A 16,980-nucleotide genomic window follows, 5' to 3' on the forward strand; every position below is an offset into this window, starting at 1 on the left:
CCTCATGCTCCGCATCCGAGGGTGACCTCGGCTTCGTTCAGTGCGCCCAGCGCGACGCGTGACACGGAAATCGTCATCGCATCGCCCGTCGCCACCGACCACGGTCTGTCGATCGCGTCCAGCTTGGCGCCCGCCTTGGCCAGGCACTTCAGCGGCACGCCGACACGCTTCCACTGGCCCTGTGGAAGCGCCGCCAGCGCCGGCCCGATGGCGATGCGCGCCGAGCAGCCCACGCCGCAACCGACCGACAGCCACGCCTCACCCTTCGGGGCTGCGTCCACCCGCAGCGTGGTCAGCAGCATCAGGTCGCCGTTGGATTCACGCCGCAGGTCCAGCGTCGTGTGCGACTGCAGTGCCGCGACGGCTTCGCCATTGCCCGACCAGGCCAGGCGTCGTCCATCCTCCTGCGCCAGATGATCCACGCCAGTGATCTTCAGCCGATCATCGGGCAATGCGTCCGGCACGCGGGTCACGGTCAGGCCCTGGCCAGCAGCATCCTCGAGCCGCAGCGCCATGCCAGGGCCTGCGTCGCCGCGCGCAAAGAACACGCCGGTCGCGCCCTCGTTGCCGGTCACGCCCGATGCCTCCGGCAGCGCGGCCAGGTCGCCGTTATCGGCGTAGGTCAGGCCGTAGCCGAACGCAAACAACGGATCGTAGTCCTTCTGGCCGACGTTGTTGGCGTACTGGGTGGCAGTGCGCGGCCAGCTGAAACTGAGCTTGCCCTTGAAATCGTGCTGCACGCGTCCATCGCTTCCGCGCAGCAGCACATCGGCAATCCCGGCGCCTTCCGAACCCGGCAGCCACGCAGCTACGAAGGCATCGGCGGCATTGATTTCCCGGTTCACCCAGAGCGGCCGCCCGCTCAGGAAGACCGCGACAACCGGTATGCCATCGGCCTTGAGTCGCTTGAGCAGCGCCAGGTCCGTTTCGTTGCCGGGCTTGTAGGCCAGCGTCGGCCGGTCTCCCTGGAACTCGGCATAGGGGTCCTCGCCAAACACCACCACCGCCACGTCGGGCTTCACTGCATAGCGACCATCGGCGGCAAGCACGGCTTCACCCCCTGCCGCCCTGGCCTGGCGCGCGATGCCCTCGTAGACCGTGTCCGCATTGGGGAAGTCCTTGCGGGTGGTGCCGGTGCCCTGCCAGTTGAGCGTCCAGCCGCCGGCCTGCTTGCCGACATCGTCGGCACCGTCGCCGGCCACGAGGATCCGCTGCTTCGGCGACAGCGGCAGGAGGCCGTTCTGGTTCTTCAGCAGGACCAGCGATTCGCGCACGGCCTGCCGGGCAACCGCGCGATGTGCCGGCGCGCCGATCAGTGCGAACTGCCCGCCGACGGCCCGCGTGGATGGCCTGCCGGCCTCGAACAGCCCAAGGCGGAACTTGACCCGCAGGATCCGGCGCACCGCATCGTCCAGGCGTTGCGGCGTGATCCGCCCATCCTTCACCGCAGCCAGCGTCGTCTCGTAGAAACCCTTCCAGCTGTCCGAGGCCATCGCCATGTCCAGGCCCGCGTTGATCGTGGCCGGGCAGTCTGTAGTGGTGCAACCCTTGACCTGTCCATGACCATTCCAGTCACCCACCACGAAGCCACCGAAGTTCATGCGGCCCTTGAGTACATCGGTAAGGTAGTGCCGGTGCCCATGCATCTTTTCACCGTTGACGCTGTTGAACGACGCCATCGCGGTCTGCGCGCCGGCGGCGATTGCCGGCGGATATCCGGCGGCGTGGATGCGCACCAGATCTGACTCGCTGATGCGGGTGTCGCCCTGGTCCTTGCCGTCAGTGGTGCCACCGTCGCCGAGGAAATGCTTCACCGAGGCGATCACATGGCGGCCATCGAGGAACTCCGGGGTTCCCACCCTGCCCTGCAGCCCCTCCACCATGGCGGCGGCATAGCTGGCCACCACGTCCGGCGATTCGGAGTAGCCTTCGTAGGTGCGTCCCCAGCGATCATCCTGGGGTACGGCAACGGTCGGCGCGAACGTCCACTCCATGCCGGTAACGCGGGTCTCCAGCGCGGTGATGCCACCGATCTGCCGCAGCAGCTCCGGATTGCGCGTGGCGCCCAGCCCGATGTTGTGCGGGAACAACGTGGCGCCAATGATGTTGCTCTGCCCGTGCACGGCATCGATGCCGAACAGCAGCGGAATGGGCTTGCCGCCTTTCGACGTGTCCATCGAGGCGTCGTAGAAGGCGTCGGCCAGCGCCAGCCATTCGGCCGGCGAGGCGTCATAGCGGCCACCGGGATCGGAGTTGCCACCGGCCAGGATCGAGCCAAGCCGGTAGCGGCGCACATCATCTGGGGTGACGCTGGCGATGTCACCCTGCACCAGCTGGCCGACCTTTTCCTCCACCGTCATTCCGGCCATCAGGTCGGTGATGCGCTTCTCCAGCGCCGGGTCCGCAGCCAGGGGCCAGATGACCTCCGGCCAGGGATCCTTGTCGGTGGCTGCGGCGGCGGCAGCCCGGTCCTGGCCGCGGCAGCCGAGCAATCCCAGCATCAGTGCGGCGACCAGCACGCCGCTGCGGATGACGAAGGCCTGCGATGTCATGGTGCTCATCCTTCCATCTGCTCCAGTTCCTTGCCCTTGGTCTCGTGCACATGCCGGACGACGAAGATCACCGAGATCACGGCAGCCACCAGGTAGATGCCGTAGGTGGCCGCCAGCCCTGCCGCGGCCAGCAGCATCGGGAACGTCACCGTGACCACGAAGTTGGAGGTCCACTGCGCCGCGCCGGCGACCGCCAGTGCCGAACCGCGGATCTGGTTCGGGAACATCTCGCCCAGCATCACCCACATCACCGGTCCCCAGGACAGATTGAAGAACACGACATAGGCATTGGCCGCCACCAGTGCCAGCGTGCCCATGCGGCCGGGCAGCTGCAGATGCCCGTCAGCCAGCGAACCGCTGGCAAACGCCACCACCACCAGTGCAAGCGACAGCGACATCCCGGCCGAGCCGAACCACAGCAAGGGCTTGCGGCCGATCCGGTCGATCAGCAGCACGGTGACCACGCAGGCACCGATGCTCAGTGCGCCGGACAGCACGTTGATCAGCAGCGCGTCGTTCTCGGAAAAGCCGACTGCCTGCCACAGCACCGCGCCGTAATAGAACACCACGTTGATGCCGACCAGCTGCTGGAAGCAGGCCAGCCCGATGCCGACCCACACGATCGGGCGGATCCGCCCGGTCGCCCGGCTCTTCAGATCGGACAGGCGCGGGCGATGATGGTCGTTGGACAGCGAGGCATCGATCTCCTCGAGCGTGGCCCTGGCCTTGTCGCTGCCCAGCAGCCGGGTCAGCACCCGCAGGGCGTCGTCCTTGCGCCGTTTCACCACCAGGTAGCGCGGGCTCTCCGGAATGGTCAGCAACAGCAGCAGGAACACCAGTGATGGCGCGGCCTGCATCCAGAACATCCAGCGCCAGGCGGCCTGCCCGCCCCATAGCGGTTCGGTCGACGCGCCCGCTGCGGCCGCCAGCAGATAGTTGGACAGGAAGGCGGCAGTGAGGCCGGTGATGATCGCGATCTGCTGCACCGTTGCCAGGCGACCGCGGTAACGGGCCGGAGCGACCTCGGCAATGTAGGCCGGCGAGATCACGCTGGCTGCGCCGACCGCGAATCCACCCACCACCCGCGCCGCAATGAACCAACCCGAGGAGACCGCCGCCCCGGCACCGAGTGCCGACAGCAGGAACATCACTGCCGACAGGATCAACACGTTGCGACGGCCCAGGCGGTCGGCCAGCCGGCCAGCACTGAACGCGCCCACCGCACAGCCCAGCAGCATCGACGCGATCTCGAAGCCCTGCATCCACTCGCCGGACCGGAACGCCCGGTGCAGGCCATCCTGGGTGCCATTGATCACGCCGCTGTCGAAGCCGAACAGAAAACCGCCAATCGTCGCCACCACGCTGATCAGTACGATCAGTCGCGTGTTCTCACCGCTGCCTGCTGCCTGGTTCATCCCCATCCCCTTGAGTGCACCGTTGCCGCGCTCAGCGCAGCAGATACTGGTTGAGCAGGTTTTCGTAACGCTCCTGCTTGCCGCTGGCCTGGTGCGGTTCGCCGAGGCGGGCGGCCAGTGCCGCCAGGTCCGGCAGGCTGAGCGTGCCACGCTCGAAATCCTGGCCGGCGCCGGAATCGAAGCTGGCGTAGCGCTGCGCACGCCATTGCTCCCACGGCGACTCGGTCAGCAGTGCATGGGCAACCTCCAGCCCGCGTGCGAACGCATCCATGCCGCCGATATGGGCAATGAACAGATCCTCCAGGTCGGTCGACTCACGGCGCACCTTCGCATCGAAGTTCAACCCGCCCTCCAGCCCGCCCTGACGCAGCACGACCAGCATTGCGCCCACGGTGTCGTACAGATCGCTGGGGAACTGGTCGGTGTCCCAACCGTTCTGTGCGTTGCCGCGGTTGGCATCGATGCTGCCGAGCAGGCCATGATCGGACGCGACCTGCAGGTCGTGCTCGAAGGTATGGCCCGACAACGTGGCGTGGTTGGCCTCGATGTTGAGCTTGAAGTCCTTGTCCAGCCCGTGTTCCTTCAGGAAGCCCACCACCGTGGCACTGTCGAAGTCGTACTGGTGCTTCATCGGCTCCATCGGCTTGGGCTCGATCAGGAAGTTGCCCTTCAGCCCGATGCTGCGGCCATAGTCGCGTGCCATGGTCAGGAAGCGCGCGAAATGCTCGATCTCCCGCTTCATCTGGGTATTGGCCAGCGACGCATAGCCTTCGCGCCCGCCCCAGAACACATAGTGCTCGCCACCGAGTTCGACCGTGGCCTCCAGGGCGGCCTTGACCTGCACGGCTGCACGCGCGACCACCGCGAAGTCGGGATTGGTCGATGCGCCGTTCATGTAGCGCGGGTGCGAGAACAGGTTGGCCGTGCCCCACAGCAGCTTGACGCCAGTGGCCTCCTGGCGTGCCTTGGCCAGGCCCACCATATGCGAGAGGTTCTTCTGGTACTGGCCGATGTCGTCGGCATCCGGCGCCAGGTCGATATCGTGGAAGCACCAGTACGGCACGCCCAGCTTGGTGAAGAACTCGAACGCCGCGTCCACCTTGGCTTCTGCCGTGGCCAGTGGCGAGGCGGCCTCCCACGGGAACTGCCGGGTGCCCGGGCCGAACGGATCGTGCCCGGCATTGCAGAAGGTGTGCCAGTAGCACACGGCGAAGCGCAGATGCTCCTGCATGGTCTTGCCACCGATGACCCGGCTGGCATCGTAGACCTTGAAGGCAAGCGGATTGTCCGAGCCCTTGCCCTCGAACGGAATGCGGCCGACGCCGGGGAAGTACTCCTTGGCGCCGATGAAGGGCTGCGTGCTCATGGTGCGTGCTCCTGTCGTTGTACGGGGTGTCGTGGAGGAGCCATCAACCGCGCTGCAGCGGCGTGATGGCATCGAGATGACTGAGGAAGCGTGCGTAGGCCCGTGCATAGGCATCGCTGCGATCCGGATCCGGTCGTGCGGACAGCGCGGGATCGACGGTGACGTGCCGTGCGGTGATGTCGCTGATCGAAGTGGCGTTGCCCTGCGATCGGGCGAGCGCCCACAGCGCCTGCAGCGCCGCTCCAAACGCCGCACCCTCGGCCTGCACCGGGACCTCCACCGGCAGGCCGAATACATCGGCCACCAGCTGACGCCAGGCAGCGCTGTTGCTGCCGCCGCCGGTGAGCACGATGCGATCGAACTGCATGCCCGCGCGGACGAAGGCGTCGTAGCCGTACTTCAGGCTGTAGGTCGCGCCCTCCATGGCGGCGCGGTACACATGCGCCGGGGTGAAATTGGCAATGTCCAGGCCAGCCAGCACCCCCTTGCCGAGCGGCAGGTCAGGGGTACGTTCGCCATTGAGGAACGGCAGCATCACCAGGCCCCCTGCCCCCGGCGGCGTTGCGCGAAGATGCGCGTCGCCGTCGCGGCTGCTGAAACCGAAGGCGCTGGCCACGCGTTCAGTGGCCACGGTGCAGTTCATGGTGCAGATCAGCGGCAGCCAGCCCCCCGTGGACGAGCAGAACGCCGCCCACGCGCCATCCGGATCGATCACCGGCGAGGCGGAATACGCAAACAGCGTTCCGGAGGTTCCCAGGCTCATCGCCAGCCGCCCTTCCGTGACGCAGCCGGTGCCGATCGCCGCCATCATGTTGTCGCCGCCACCAACGGCCACCTTCACCGCCGCTGCAAGCCCGAGCGCGGCCGCGGCCTCCGGCGCGATATCGAACAGGGCATCGGGCGCAGCGATCGGCGGCAGGCAGGCAGCAAGATCACGATCAGGATCGGTGGCGCGCAGCAGTTCCTGCGACCAGGTGCGCGTGCGCACGTCCAGCCAGCCGGTGCCGGACGCATCGCCAAGCTCGCAGAACCGCTGCCCGGTCAACACGAAATTCAGGTAGTCGTGTGGCAGCAGGATGGTCGCCAGCCGCGCATAGGCGTCGGCACGGTGGGTGCGGGTCCAGGGCAGCTTGGACGCTGTGTAGCCGGCCAGGATCGGGTTGCCCGCCAGCGTTATGGTTCGTTGGAACCCGCCCACGGCGTCCATGATCTGGATGCATTCGGCCGAGGTGCTGGTGTCGCACCACAGCTTGGCCGGTGCCAGCACCTCGCCAGCATCGTCAACTGGCACGAATCCATGCTGCTGGCCCGATACCGCCAGCGCAACGATGCGTGCGCGCAGCGAGGGATCGATCCGGGCAAAGCAGTCGCGCAGGGCCGACACCCAGTCGGCCGGCGCCTGTTCACGGCTGCCATCGGCACCGCTGTCCAGCGCGAGCGGCGCGCTGGCCGAGGCCACCACCGCCTGCTTCCGCGGGTCATAGACCAGCACCTTCAGGCTCTGCGTCCCTGCATCGATCCCTGCAACCAGACCCATCGAAACCGCCTCCGATCAAAAAAGGTAGCGCTAACATTCCGTGGACTCAAAAAGGGGGCGTGGTGTCCGGCCCCCTCGTTGCCACCGCGCGCGTCATCGCCCGCGGTGTTGCCGCACTGTAACCAGCCGCAGCGGAAAAAGCGTGCTGCAACGCAAAACCCTGCTACGCGCTTGCTGCCGTCGAACGCCACACGTCCACGCCGGACCTGCAGTACTGCGCGATGAAATCCGCCTGCGCCGGCATCTGCGCGGCGGCCTGCTGCACAGGCCGTTGGATGCCCTTCAACAAGGTGCGCAGATCGACATCACTCACGGCCCGCGCCAGCGGGTGCGCAGGACCGGGCGCGATGCCCTGCCCGAGCAGCACGCTGGTCCAGGATTCGACGCGGAACAGCTCGCCGGGGTCCTGCCACGCATGCGCACGCTCGCGCCACGCCTGCAGCCGATGCTGCAGCGACTCGGGCACGCGCATCTCGCGACAGGCCTTCCACATCGGTTCGCTGCGCTGCGTGGCGTGGTAGTGCAGGATGATGAAGTCGCGCACGTGCTCCATTTCCTGGCGGCTGACATCGTTGTACAGCTGCACCAGCGATGCACTGATGCCGTCGAACGGGAACAGCTGGATCAGCCGCACCACTGCGCTGATCGTCAGATGGATGCTGGTCGACTCCAGCGGTTCGATGAAGCCGCTGGCCAGCCCGAGCGACACCACGTTCCTGTTCCAGGCCTTCAGCCGGCGTCCACTGCGGAACGGCACCTTCCATGGATCGCGCAAGGGTGGAGCCCCGGCATCGCGCAGCAGTTTCGCGGCGGCCTCGTCATCGGACAGATGGCGGCTGTCATACACCAGCCCGCAGCCAACGCGGTGCTGCAGCGCGATGTGCCAGCGCCACCCCGCCTCGTGGGCGATCGCCCGGGTATAGGGCGCCGGCGGCGCCACCGCTTCGGTCTGCACCGCCACGGCCCGGTCGCACGGCAGCCATTCGTGCCAGTCCTCGTAGCCGGTGCACAGTGCCTGCTCGATCAGCAGGCCGCGGAAGCCGGTGCAGTCGATGAACAGATCGCCCTCGATCACCTGGCCGTCGTCCAGCACCAGCGCCTGCACCGAACCGTCGTGCGCGTGCTGCCTGACCTGGGCGATCCGGCCTTCGATCCGGCGCAGGCCGTGGGCCTCGGCCCTGCCGCGCAGGAACCTCGCATACAGACCGGCATCGAAGTGATACGCATAGCTGGCCTGCGGCTGGGTGTGCAGCGAAAAGCGGTCGCCACGCGAGGCGATGCTCTCCAGGCAGAAGTCGCCCAGGTCCGAGGGCATACCGCGGCGCAGGCTGTCCAGCCAGAAGTGATGGAAGGGGGCCGCCCAGGTGCCATGGCCGATGGTGCCGAACGGATGGAAGAAGCGATCGCCCGGCAGGCGCCAGTTCTCGAACGAGATCGACAGCTTGAAGGTGCCGGCCACCGCGCGCAGGAACTCCTGCTCGTCGATCTGCAGGAAGCGGTGGAAGGTGCGGATCGGCGGCACAGTGGACTCACCGACACCGACCGTGCCGATCTGCTCGGACTCGACCAGCGTGATCTGCAGCTGGTCACGGAACTGGTGCGCAAGCGCGCAGCCGGCCAGCCAACCCGCCGTACCGCCACCGGCAATGACCACCTTGCGGATGCGCCCTGAAGGCGTGCTCTGGGTATCCAAAACGACGCCCTCTCTCAACGGTTGAGCCTGCCCAGCAGCATCGCGCGCATGCGGCGGGCGCGCTGCTCGTCGAACGGTGCCAGATCCCCGCGCGCGGCGTCAGGCAGGTGCTGCCCCGCGCGCTCGCCAGGGCCGAATGCGTAGTAGCGGAAGAGCCCTTCCCAGGCCTGCTTTTCGCGCGCCGGCAGATCACGCACGGCCCACATCGCGTGGTGCAGCGCCGCCAGCGCGGATCCCAGCCAGGCCGGCGAGCTTCGCCACCAGTAGTTCACCAGCACGTTGAACGGTTCCAGGCTGCGTACATGGTGCCACCACATGCTGGGGATGAAGATCGCATCGCCGGGCCCAAGCACCGCGCGGCGCGCGTGCGCCAGCGCCTCGCGGAAACGTGGATGCCGATCGAAGTCGGGCTGTTCGAAGTCCACCACGCTGACCACCTGTCCCCCCGGCGTGGGATCGAGCGGGCCCGGATACAGATTGTCGATCTGGTCGGGCGGGAACAGGGTGAACTCGCGCTGCCCCACCGCGCAGCAGGCGAGGTTGTCGGGTGTGTCGAAATGGCACGAGGCCGTCACCCGGTTGCCGATCCAGATGCTGGCGGTGGCGTCGATGCCCTGCTTGGCCAGACCGGCGTCGTTGGCCTGCGCGAATGCCGGTAGCAGTGCCCGCGCGATCGGCAGCGAGGCCACGTAGTAGGTTGGCGGTTGCGGTGCATGCAGCGTCATGGCGATCTCTTCCAGCACCTGGGCCAGCCCACCGCGCCGTACTTCGAAGTTCAACCGGGTGAAGTCCGCGCTGTAGAACGGGCGCCCCCCGATCTCGGCGCCGCCGAACGAGTACTGGATGGGCGCACCCGCATCGACGCTGCACAGGTACGCCATTGCGTCCTGCACCCCGCCCAGCCCGGCCTGGACCAGTGGCCAATCGGTGGCGATGCCGCGCAGTACGACCGGGTCACCGGCCTCCACCAGGGCCGCCAGTGGCAAGGCGGCAGGATCGATGCCTTCCAGGATCCGCATCGGCAGGCTGGCGTGCACCGGTCAGTTCCTGGCCGCCTGCGCGGTGCCGTGCTGGACGCGGAGACGGCGCTGCTTCTCGGCGATCAGGCGGCGCATGTTATGCAGAGAGGCAAGCATCAGGTATGCACCTTCCAGGTAACCGGCGCGGTTCAACGCAGCCAGGCGCGAACTGTCCAGCGCCGCCAGGCGCTCGCGGTCGATGCCGTGCAATCCGCTCACGCTCACCCGGTGGTGCGCCGCGATCTGCACGTCGAGCGTGACCGGCTGGATGAGGCCACAGTCGTCGAGCATCGTGAACATCCCGGCCGCGAAGGCACTGCCCTCGTGGATGCCGCGCAGCACGCTGGCGATGTGGTCCAGGTAAGGGGTGTTGCCGCCCTGCGGCAGGAACACCGGCTCGCCGCCCCCGTCGGTGACGCGCGGATGGTCCAGGTCCACGTGCATCACCGCATCCTGGGTGAGCAGGCCATCCACGTAGTGCTCCTGGAAGCCGATCAGGAACGGCCCTTTGGCCGCCGCGCCAGGCAGGTAGGAAGCATTCCAGCGCCCGTCCTGCAGGAACAGGTTCTCGTGTTGCTCGAAACCCAGCAGGGCCACGGACTGCCACGCTTCCGTCCCGGTTTCCCTGCGCAGGAAGATCGGATACTCACGCTGCAGTTCTGCGAACTCGCTGGGATAGGCCGGCACCATGCCCACGGCATCGCCGAACTGCGGCCCGAATCCGGTGGCGACCTTCAGGTCCCGATGCGCGATGTTGTTGAGCATTTCGTAGCGGGCCATCAGGGTATCCAGTGCGGGGTGGCTGGCCGGCAGCGTAGCGCAGGCGCGACAGCTGCGGCGACACCGTCCCGGCACGGCACCGCTGGCGGGCAGCGGTGCCGTGCCGGACGCATCGGCAGCCAGGCTCAGAACTTGTAGCGGACGCCCAGCATGTAGCGCGGGCTCTGGTCAGCCAGCTTGACGATCATCTGCGACGTGCGCGAGCGCCACCGCACATCCTCGCCGGTCAGGTTGATCGCCTCCAGGCTGAAGGACCAGTGGTCATCCAGCGCGTAGTTGACGCTGAGATCCCACTGCTCGTACGGCTCCACATAGTACGGATTGCGGCTGGAGCCCTGGTTGGCCAGGATCAGGTACTGGTCGCGCCAGTTCCATGCCAGGCGCACCGACCACCCGTACTTCTCGTACATCAGCATGGCGTTGGCGGTGTCGCTCAGGCCGGTGAGCGAGAACTGGTCGATGCCCGGATCGCCGCCATTGTTGTAGCCGACATCACCTTTGACCACGGTGTAGTTGGCCAGCACGCCGAAGCCGGTGTCACCGAAGAAGTACTGGCCGCCCAGCTCCCAGCCATGCAGCTTGGATTTGTTCTGGTTGATCGGGCGATTGACGTTGAACTGGTACAGCGGATCGTTGGGCTGCCCATACAGATCGTAGGCCGCTTCGGTGGCCAGCACCTGCGCATCAGTGCCGTTGTAGGCGCCGAGGCCGGCAGGATTGTTTCGCAGCAATGCCAGCGCGGTGAACAGCGAGGTGTCGTTGGCCGAGCAGGCAGCGGCATTGGCCGGCCCGACCTGGGCGACGCAGGCGCCGCTGGTCAGGAAGTCCAACGCCGCCCGCGCATCCGGCCCGGAGGTCGGGTCGGTGAGGCCGTAGAGGCTTTCCTGGACGACGGTGTTGCCGATGAAGTTGCTGACCGACTTGTTCCAGTAGGTCAATGACACATAGCTGGCATCGGCGAAGTACCACTCCAGCCCCAGGTCGAGGTTGTCCGATTCCAGCGGCTTCAGGCTCGGGTTCTGCGAGTTGCCGCTGGCGCGCGACGAGGGGTCGATCAGCACCGAGCCGAACGGCTGCTGGGCCCCGGGTCCTGCATAGAGATTGCCGTACGGCGCGCGGGCGATGCTCTTGCCGAACGAAACGCGGCCCTTCAGTTCCTCGGTGAGGTCGATGCTGAAATCAAGGTTGGGCAGGATGTAGCTGTAGCGCGCCTTCTCTGTGAAGGGCTGCTGCTCATCGGACAGCACGATGCGGAAATCGTTGTTGGCCTGCCACTCGATGGACTCGGGGACGGCAATGACCGAGGTCGACACCACGTCAGTGGTTTCATAGCGCACGCCCAGGCGGGTGTTGGTGCGCATGCCACCCAGCTCCCCGTCCAGCTCCACCTGGAAGTACGCCGCCTTGGTCTTTTCTTCGACGAAGTTGTCGGCCGCGCGTTGCGGGTTCACACCCAGGCCGACGCCGTACTCGCGCGATGCCCATTGCGCGAGCTGCCCGGCATTGCCGCGCCAGGCGGGCCAGCTGTTGGCACTGTAGTCGTCGAACAGGCCGACGATGCTGACCGGCTGCAGCAGGTCCATCAGGCCTGCGGCGGTATCCCGGTCCACGTTGGCCACGCCCCAGTCGCCCAGGGTCGAGTAGGCCTCGGCGGCCTGGATGCGGTGGGTGGTGGACTTGTTGGTGTCCACGCCGAACTGGAAGCGCCCGTGGTCGAAGTTCCATTCGCCATCGACGCGCGCCTGCTTGATCTCGCTGATCTGGGTCTGCGCGTTGACGCGCAGCACCTGCGTGCCAACCTCGCCTTCCTGGAAGCCCGGATTGACCACGCCATTGGTCCCGGCGAGCGCATCGGCGGTGCTGGGATACCAGACCTGGGTGCCAACCGGCAGGCCATTGTTGAAGTTCAGCTCCTGCACCCAGGAGCCACCGCAATGCGGGCCACGGGTACAGTTGTTGGTGCCGGCGATGCTCATGAAGATCGAACCACCGCCGGTGAGCGGATCATTCGGGCGGCTCTCGTTCTTCGAGTTGTGCGCATCGAAGCTGAGCTTGAAGCGGTCGCTGACATTCCAGACGGCGTTGAAGCCCAGCGAACCCAGCTTGTACTCCTGCATGCTGCGCTGCTGCTCCAGGCCGAAATCCTTGGTGCCGGCGATTTCACGGATGTAGACCGGCGTCGCGACGGCGCCACTGGTGTCGAACTCGACGTTGGTGTAGTTACTGTTCTGCAACCACATGCCCTGCTCGCCACGATTCTCGGTGATCTCGTTGGTCGAGTACGTGTAATCCACGGTCAGAGTCAGGCTGTCCGTCGGTGCGAACTGCAGCACGGCCTGGCCGTTGACGCGTTCGCGCTCGAATTCGGAGAACGCGTAGCGCAGGTCGTTGGGCCGCGCGTAAAGCTGGCCGACGGCCGGAGCATTGACCACGGTCGGGTTGCCCGGCATCGACCCTGTCCACGGCTGCACGTTCCAGTAGTTCTCCGTGGCCTGCACCGAGCCACCCTTGCGCTTCTGCTGGCTCGCGCTGAGGCTGACGCCAAAGGTCTTTTCCGGATTGCTGTAACTGAAGATGCCCGACAGCTCCGGTGTCAGGTCATTGTCAAACGGCTGGCTCTGGTCGGACACCAGCTTCGCCCCGGCGCTGGCCACGATGCCGGCGTGATCGAGCGGACGCGAGGTCAGGATGTTGATCGTCGCACCGATGCCACCGCTGGGCACCTGCGCCTGGCTGGTCTTGTAGACCTCGATACCATTGATGGCCTCGGCGGCCAGCTGCGCGAAATTGAAGGCGCGGGTGCCGCCGTCGACACCGCCGATGGCGACCTGTCCAGAGGCACCGAATGCATCGGCACCCGGCATCTGCCGACCGTTGAGCGTGACCATGTTGAACTGGGGGCCGAAGCCACGCGCGGTCACCTGCGCACCCTCGCCGTCACGGCGCTCGATGGAGATGCCGGTGATGCGCTGCAACGACTCGGCAAGATTGGTATCGGGGAACTTGCCGATGTCCTCGGCACTGATCGCGTCGACCACGCCCGCCGAGTCGCGCTTGATGTCCATGGCCTGGCTCAGGCTGTTGCGTATGCCCGTGACCTGCACTGCATCAAGCTGGGTGGGTTGCGACTGGCTCTGCGGCTGCGGCCCGGTCGCCGGTGCGGCGTCCTGCGCAAAGGCGGGATTGATGACCAGGGCACCACCCACGAAGGTGAACATGGCCCGGGACCGGAACTTCGCCAACGCGCGGCTCATGAACCGGACCTCGGGCCCGGGGTGCCACGGAAACTGCAGGTGCTCATGAAAGTCCCCTCTGACATACGATCGAATGGATGTACCGCCCCCTCCCAGGGGCACGCACGGGCGTGGCCCGCATTCCAAACCGAACAGCACGGGTGCTCGGGCACGCCGCGACTTACACTTGCTTTTCAAGCCTGCCAGGACAAACACGCGGCAAAGAAGGCAGCCTCCCGGACCCTGGATCCCCGTCCGACTGGTAGCGCTACCATCGCGTTGCAGCGGAGAGTAATCACCGAGGTTCGCCGTTGTCACCATGCAGCGCAGCAAAACCGCCTGCGCGCCAAACAGCTGATGACTCGGCCGTTGCTGCATCCGGTCACGCTCACCCGACGTAGGAAAGATGCCCGCACTTGCGGGTCATCCAGAAAGGAACGCACCGTGAACGCTCTTCAGCGCATCGCCGCCGCAGTCGGCTTCGCCGTACTCGTTTCGTCCGGCTCCTCGGTTTTCGCCGCCAACACCGTCATCGTGGGCGGGGCAGAAATGTACCCCACCAGGACCATCGTCGAGAACGCCGTCAATTCCAAGGATCACACCACGCTGGTTGCAGCGGTCAAAGCAGCCGGCCTGGTCGACACCCTCAACGGCGCCGGGCCCTTCACTGTTTTCGCGCCCACCAATGCGGCCTTCGACAAGCTGCCTGCAGGCACTGTCGATACACTGGTGAAGCCTGAAAACAAGGCACAGCTGACCCGGATCCTGACCTACCACGTCGTCCCGGGCAGCTACAGTTCCGCCCAGCTTCTGGCCGATGCCCGCAAGCACGGCGGCAAGGCCACCCTGAAGACCGTGCAGGGTGAGCCTCTCACCGTGGCGCTCCACGATGGCAAGCTCTGGGTCATCGACGCAAAGGGTGGAAAGGCAGGCATCAGCATTGCAGATGTCGGCCAGTCCAACGGCGTCATCCACGTGGTCGACACCGTGCTGATGCCCAGGTAAGCGGCCTCACGCAACGGGCATCCGGCGCGATGCCCGTTGCCCGGGCCCGGTCATCCCGACGTCACCATGCGGATCCCTGCCCGGCATGGCGTAGTAGCTACCACTCCGGCCCGAGCAGCTTGGTCACTTCGGCCTCCAGTTTCTGCGCGGCCTCGTCCTGGGAGGCGACCTTGATGCACAGCCCCGACTGCGCCGGCCCCGGCACCAGCTGGTAGCGGTTGATGGTGCCGCCACCGTCGCCGTCCAGCGCTACCCGCGCCACTACCGTTCGGCCATTGGCGTGGAAGGTCCAGTCCTGATAATCAAACATGCCTAAGTTGCTGTGCGGCCAAGATGTCATCCCACTTTAGGCGGCACGCCAGTGAAGAACGCTCCAGGAAGATGTTCAGCGCGCGTGGACATGATGGCGACAGGGCCTATCGCAGTGTCCGCGCCAACTGCAGGACATCGGCGAAGAAGGAGGGATAGTCGTCCTGTGGAGCGCTGTGGGTCTCGCGCCGGTGGACCAGACGCACGGCGACCACCCGCTGTTCCGGGACGATCATCAGGTATTGGCCCAGGTAGCCGTTGGCGGCAAAGCCGACGACCGGCCCCCGTGTGATGTCGTAGAGATCGGCGCGCTTCAGTCCGCGCGCGGAGATCTGGCTCCGGCGGCGGGCTTCAACTCAAGCAGCGTCTCCCGGTCGTGCATCACCAGGACCGCGTCGGAATGCGCGCCACGCGCGTTGCGCTCGATCGCGGCGAGGGCTTCGGCACGCGTCGCCGCTTGGCTGGGCCCGGCGATGCCGAACACCAGGGCCAGGGCGCAGGACAACCAGCAGGATCCTGGCATCGCAATCTCGTCCAATGAGTGTGCGTGCAGTGTGACTACATGCGTAGTCACACTGCAGTGGCTGAAGTGATGGCGCGCTTGCGTGCTGAACGTGGGCTGGGCGCCACCCCCGGCCCACCTGCAACGCGGTCGACCGCAGCGGTCGCCATGCAGCGCCGCACGGTATGATGCGGCGACCCGGAACCTGCGATGATTGCAGCGGCCGCCCATCCGCTGATCGCGCGCCAGGCCCCCCCTGCGCCGGGGTCGGTGCAGGTGCCGCTGAAGCCCCACTCCATGCTTGCCTCCCAAGCCCCCCTCCTGATCTGGGCAGCGGTCGCCGTTGCCACCCTCGGCCTGCTGTTCCGTCCTTTCCGCATCCCCGAATATGTGTGGGCGCTGGGCGCTGCCGCCGTGTTGCCGCTGCTGGGCGCCGTGTCGCTGCACACCGCATGGGGCGCAGTGGCCGAAGGCCGCGACGTCTACCTGTTCCTGGTCGGCATGATGGTGCTGGCCGAACTGGCGCGGCGCGAAGGCCTGTTCGATTGGCTGGCGTTGTACGCGGTGCGGCATGCGGGCGGATCCGGGCGACGCCTGTTCGACCTGGTGTTCCTGGTCGGCACGCTGGTGACCGTGTTCCTGTCCAACGATGCAACGGCCGTAGTGCTGACGCCGGCGGTCTACGCCGCCTGCAAGGCGGCGCGCGCCAACCCCCTGCCCTACCTGTTTGTCTGTGCCTTCATCGCCAATGCGGCCAGCTTCGTGCTGCCCATTTCCAATCCGGCCAACCTGGTGGTGTACGGCCAGCACCTGCCGCCGCTGCTGCAGTGGCTGGCGCAGTTCGCGCTGCCGTCGGCGGCGGCGATCGGTGCCACCTATCTGGTCCTGCGCTGGGTGCACCGGCGCGAGATCGCCCAGCCGCTGGTGGCCGCGCCGGCGCATCGCCCGTTGACCGACGGCGGCCGGCTGAGCGCACTGGGCGTGCTGTTCACCGGCACCGTGTTGCTGGTCACGTCCGCCTTGAACGGGCCATTGGGCCTGACCACGTTCTGTGCGGGCACGCTGAGTGTGGCCGTGGTGGCGATCCGCCAGAGGCGCAGCCCGCTGCCACTGCTGCGACACGTGTCCTGGGGCGTGCTGCCGCTGGTGGCGGGACTGTTCGTGCTGGTGGAAGCGGTGGCGCAGACCGGTGTCATCCAGAGCGCGGCCAGCGCGCTGCAGGCTCTGGCGCAGGCATCTCCCCGCCAGGCCAGCTGGCTGGCCGGTGGCGCGGCTGCGCTGCTGAGCAACGTGGCCAACAATCTGCCGGTCGGCCTGGCCGCCGGTTCGCTGGGGCAGATGGCCGACCTGCCGGCGCAGACCCGTGCCGCATTGCTGGTCGGCGTGGATCTGGGGCCCAACCTGTCGGTCACCGGTTCGCTGGCGACAATGCTGTGGCTGGTGGCGCTGCGCCGCGAGGGCGAGCATGTCAGCGCGCTCGACTTCCTGCGCGTCGGCGCGCTGGTGATGCCGCCGGCGTTGATCGGAGCACTACTGCTGCTCTGATCGGCGCGCAAGCGGCATGCGCTG

At 66.8% G+C, this 16,980-nt stretch carries 12 protein-coding genes and 1 pseudogene; 2 read left to right on the forward strand and 11 right to left on the reverse strand.

Annotated features, from left to right (window positions below; all coding sequences use genetic code 11):
• Nucleotides 1–2 precede the first annotated feature (2 nt).
• The 8 genes from ACSDHM_RS09285 to ACSDHM_RS09320 all read right to left on the reverse strand — a co-directional run bounded on the left by ACSDHM_RS09285 (nt 3) and on the right by ACSDHM_RS09320 (nt 13,616).
• Entirely contained in the window at nt 3–2,561 is a 2,559-nt protein-coding gene (locus ACSDHM_RS09285) for a glycoside hydrolase family 3 protein (RefSeq protein WP_439426907.1), read from the reverse strand.
• Nucleotides 2,558–3,967, reverse strand: a complete 1,410-nt coding sequence (locus ACSDHM_RS09290; protein ID WP_439426908.1) for a sugar porter family MFS transporter — start codon at nt 3,965–3,967, stop codon at nt 2,558–2,560. Before ACSDHM_RS09290 ends, ACSDHM_RS09285 begins: the two co-directional genes overlap by 4 nt.
• Nucleotides 3,968–3,998: 31 nt before the next feature.
• On the reverse strand, nt 3,999–5,333 hold the full coding sequence (gene xylA, locus ACSDHM_RS09295; protein ID WP_111007738.1) for a xylose isomerase: 1,335 nt from the start codon (nt 5,331–5,333) through the stop codon (nt 3,999–4,001).
• A gap of 43 nt (nt 5,334–5,376) precedes the next feature.
• Nucleotides 5,377–6,870, reverse strand: a complete 1,494-nt coding sequence (gene xylB, locus ACSDHM_RS09300) for a xylulokinase (RefSeq protein WP_439426909.1) — start codon at nt 6,868–6,870, stop codon at nt 5,377–5,379.
• Nucleotides 6,871–7,033: 163 nt separating this feature from the next.
• Nucleotides 7,034–8,563, reverse strand: coding sequence for a tryptophan halogenase family protein (locus ACSDHM_RS09305; RefSeq protein ID WP_439426910.1), 1,530 nt, complete (start codon nt 8,561–8,563; stop codon nt 7,034–7,036).
• A 14-nt stretch (nt 8,564–8,577) separates the two neighbouring features.
• A complete protein-coding gene (locus ACSDHM_RS09310) occupies nt 8,578–9,600 on the reverse strand; it encodes a cupin-like domain-containing protein (RefSeq protein WP_134971000.1) in 1,023 nt (340 codons plus the stop codon).
• Between the two features lie 3 nt (nt 9,601–9,603).
• On the reverse strand, nt 9,604–10,362 hold the full coding sequence (locus ACSDHM_RS09315; RefSeq protein WP_095377571.1) for a SapC family protein: 759 nt from the start codon (nt 10,360–10,362) through the stop codon (nt 9,604–9,606).
• A 125-nt stretch (nt 10,363–10,487) separates the two neighbouring features.
• The gene (locus ACSDHM_RS09320; protein WP_312249936.1) at nt 10,488–13,616 is read right to left on the reverse strand and encodes a TonB-dependent receptor; all 3,129 of its coding nucleotides are present in this window, start codon (nt 13,614–13,616) and stop codon (nt 10,488–10,490) included.
• A 423-nt stretch (nt 13,617–14,039) separates the two neighbouring features.
• Between ACSDHM_RS09320 and ACSDHM_RS09325 the strand changes: the two genes are divergently transcribed.
• Nucleotides 14,040–14,600: a fasciclin domain-containing protein gene (locus tag ACSDHM_RS09325; RefSeq protein WP_227836728.1), complete on the forward strand. Its 561-nt coding sequence runs from the start codon at nt 14,040–14,042 to the stop codon at nt 14,598–14,600.
• Nucleotides 14,601–14,697: 97 nt separating this feature from the next.
• On the opposite strand, the gene ACSDHM_RS09330 is transcribed toward ACSDHM_RS09325, so the two are convergent.
• From ACSDHM_RS09330 to ACSDHM_RS09340, 3 genes and pseudogenes are all read right to left on the reverse strand, one after another.
• Nucleotides 14,698–14,910, reverse strand: coding sequence for a hypothetical protein (locus tag ACSDHM_RS09330; protein ID WP_049411161.1), 213 nt, complete (start codon nt 14,908–14,910; stop codon nt 14,698–14,700).
• 106 nt (nt 14,911–15,016) lie between these two features.
• Nucleotides 15,017–15,256 (reverse strand): annotated as a pseudogene (locus ACSDHM_RS09335) (penicillin-binding protein); the annotation flags it as partial.
• A complete protein-coding gene (locus ACSDHM_RS09340) occupies nt 15,223–15,414 on the reverse strand; it encodes a hypothetical protein (protein ID WP_072167087.1) in 192 nt (63 codons plus the stop codon). The gene ACSDHM_RS09340 and the pseudogene ACSDHM_RS09335, both read right to left, overlap by 34 nt.
• Nucleotides 15,415–15,708: 294 nt before the next feature.
• On the opposite strand from ACSDHM_RS09340, the gene ACSDHM_RS09345 reads away from it, so the two are divergent.
• Nucleotides 15,709–16,956 carry an arsenic transporter gene (locus ACSDHM_RS09345; RefSeq protein WP_072167088.1) on the forward strand — a complete coding sequence of 416 codons (1,248 nt, stop codon included), beginning with the start codon at nt 15,709–15,711 and terminating at the stop codon, nt 16,954–16,956.
• Nucleotides 16,957–16,980 lie beyond the last annotated feature (24 nt).

It is taken from the genome of Stenotrophomonas sp. T8, from assembly GCF_051853085.1.
GTDB classification, from domain to species: Bacteria; Pseudomonadota; Gammaproteobacteria; order Xanthomonadales; family Xanthomonadaceae; genus Stenotrophomonas; species Stenotrophomonas sepilia.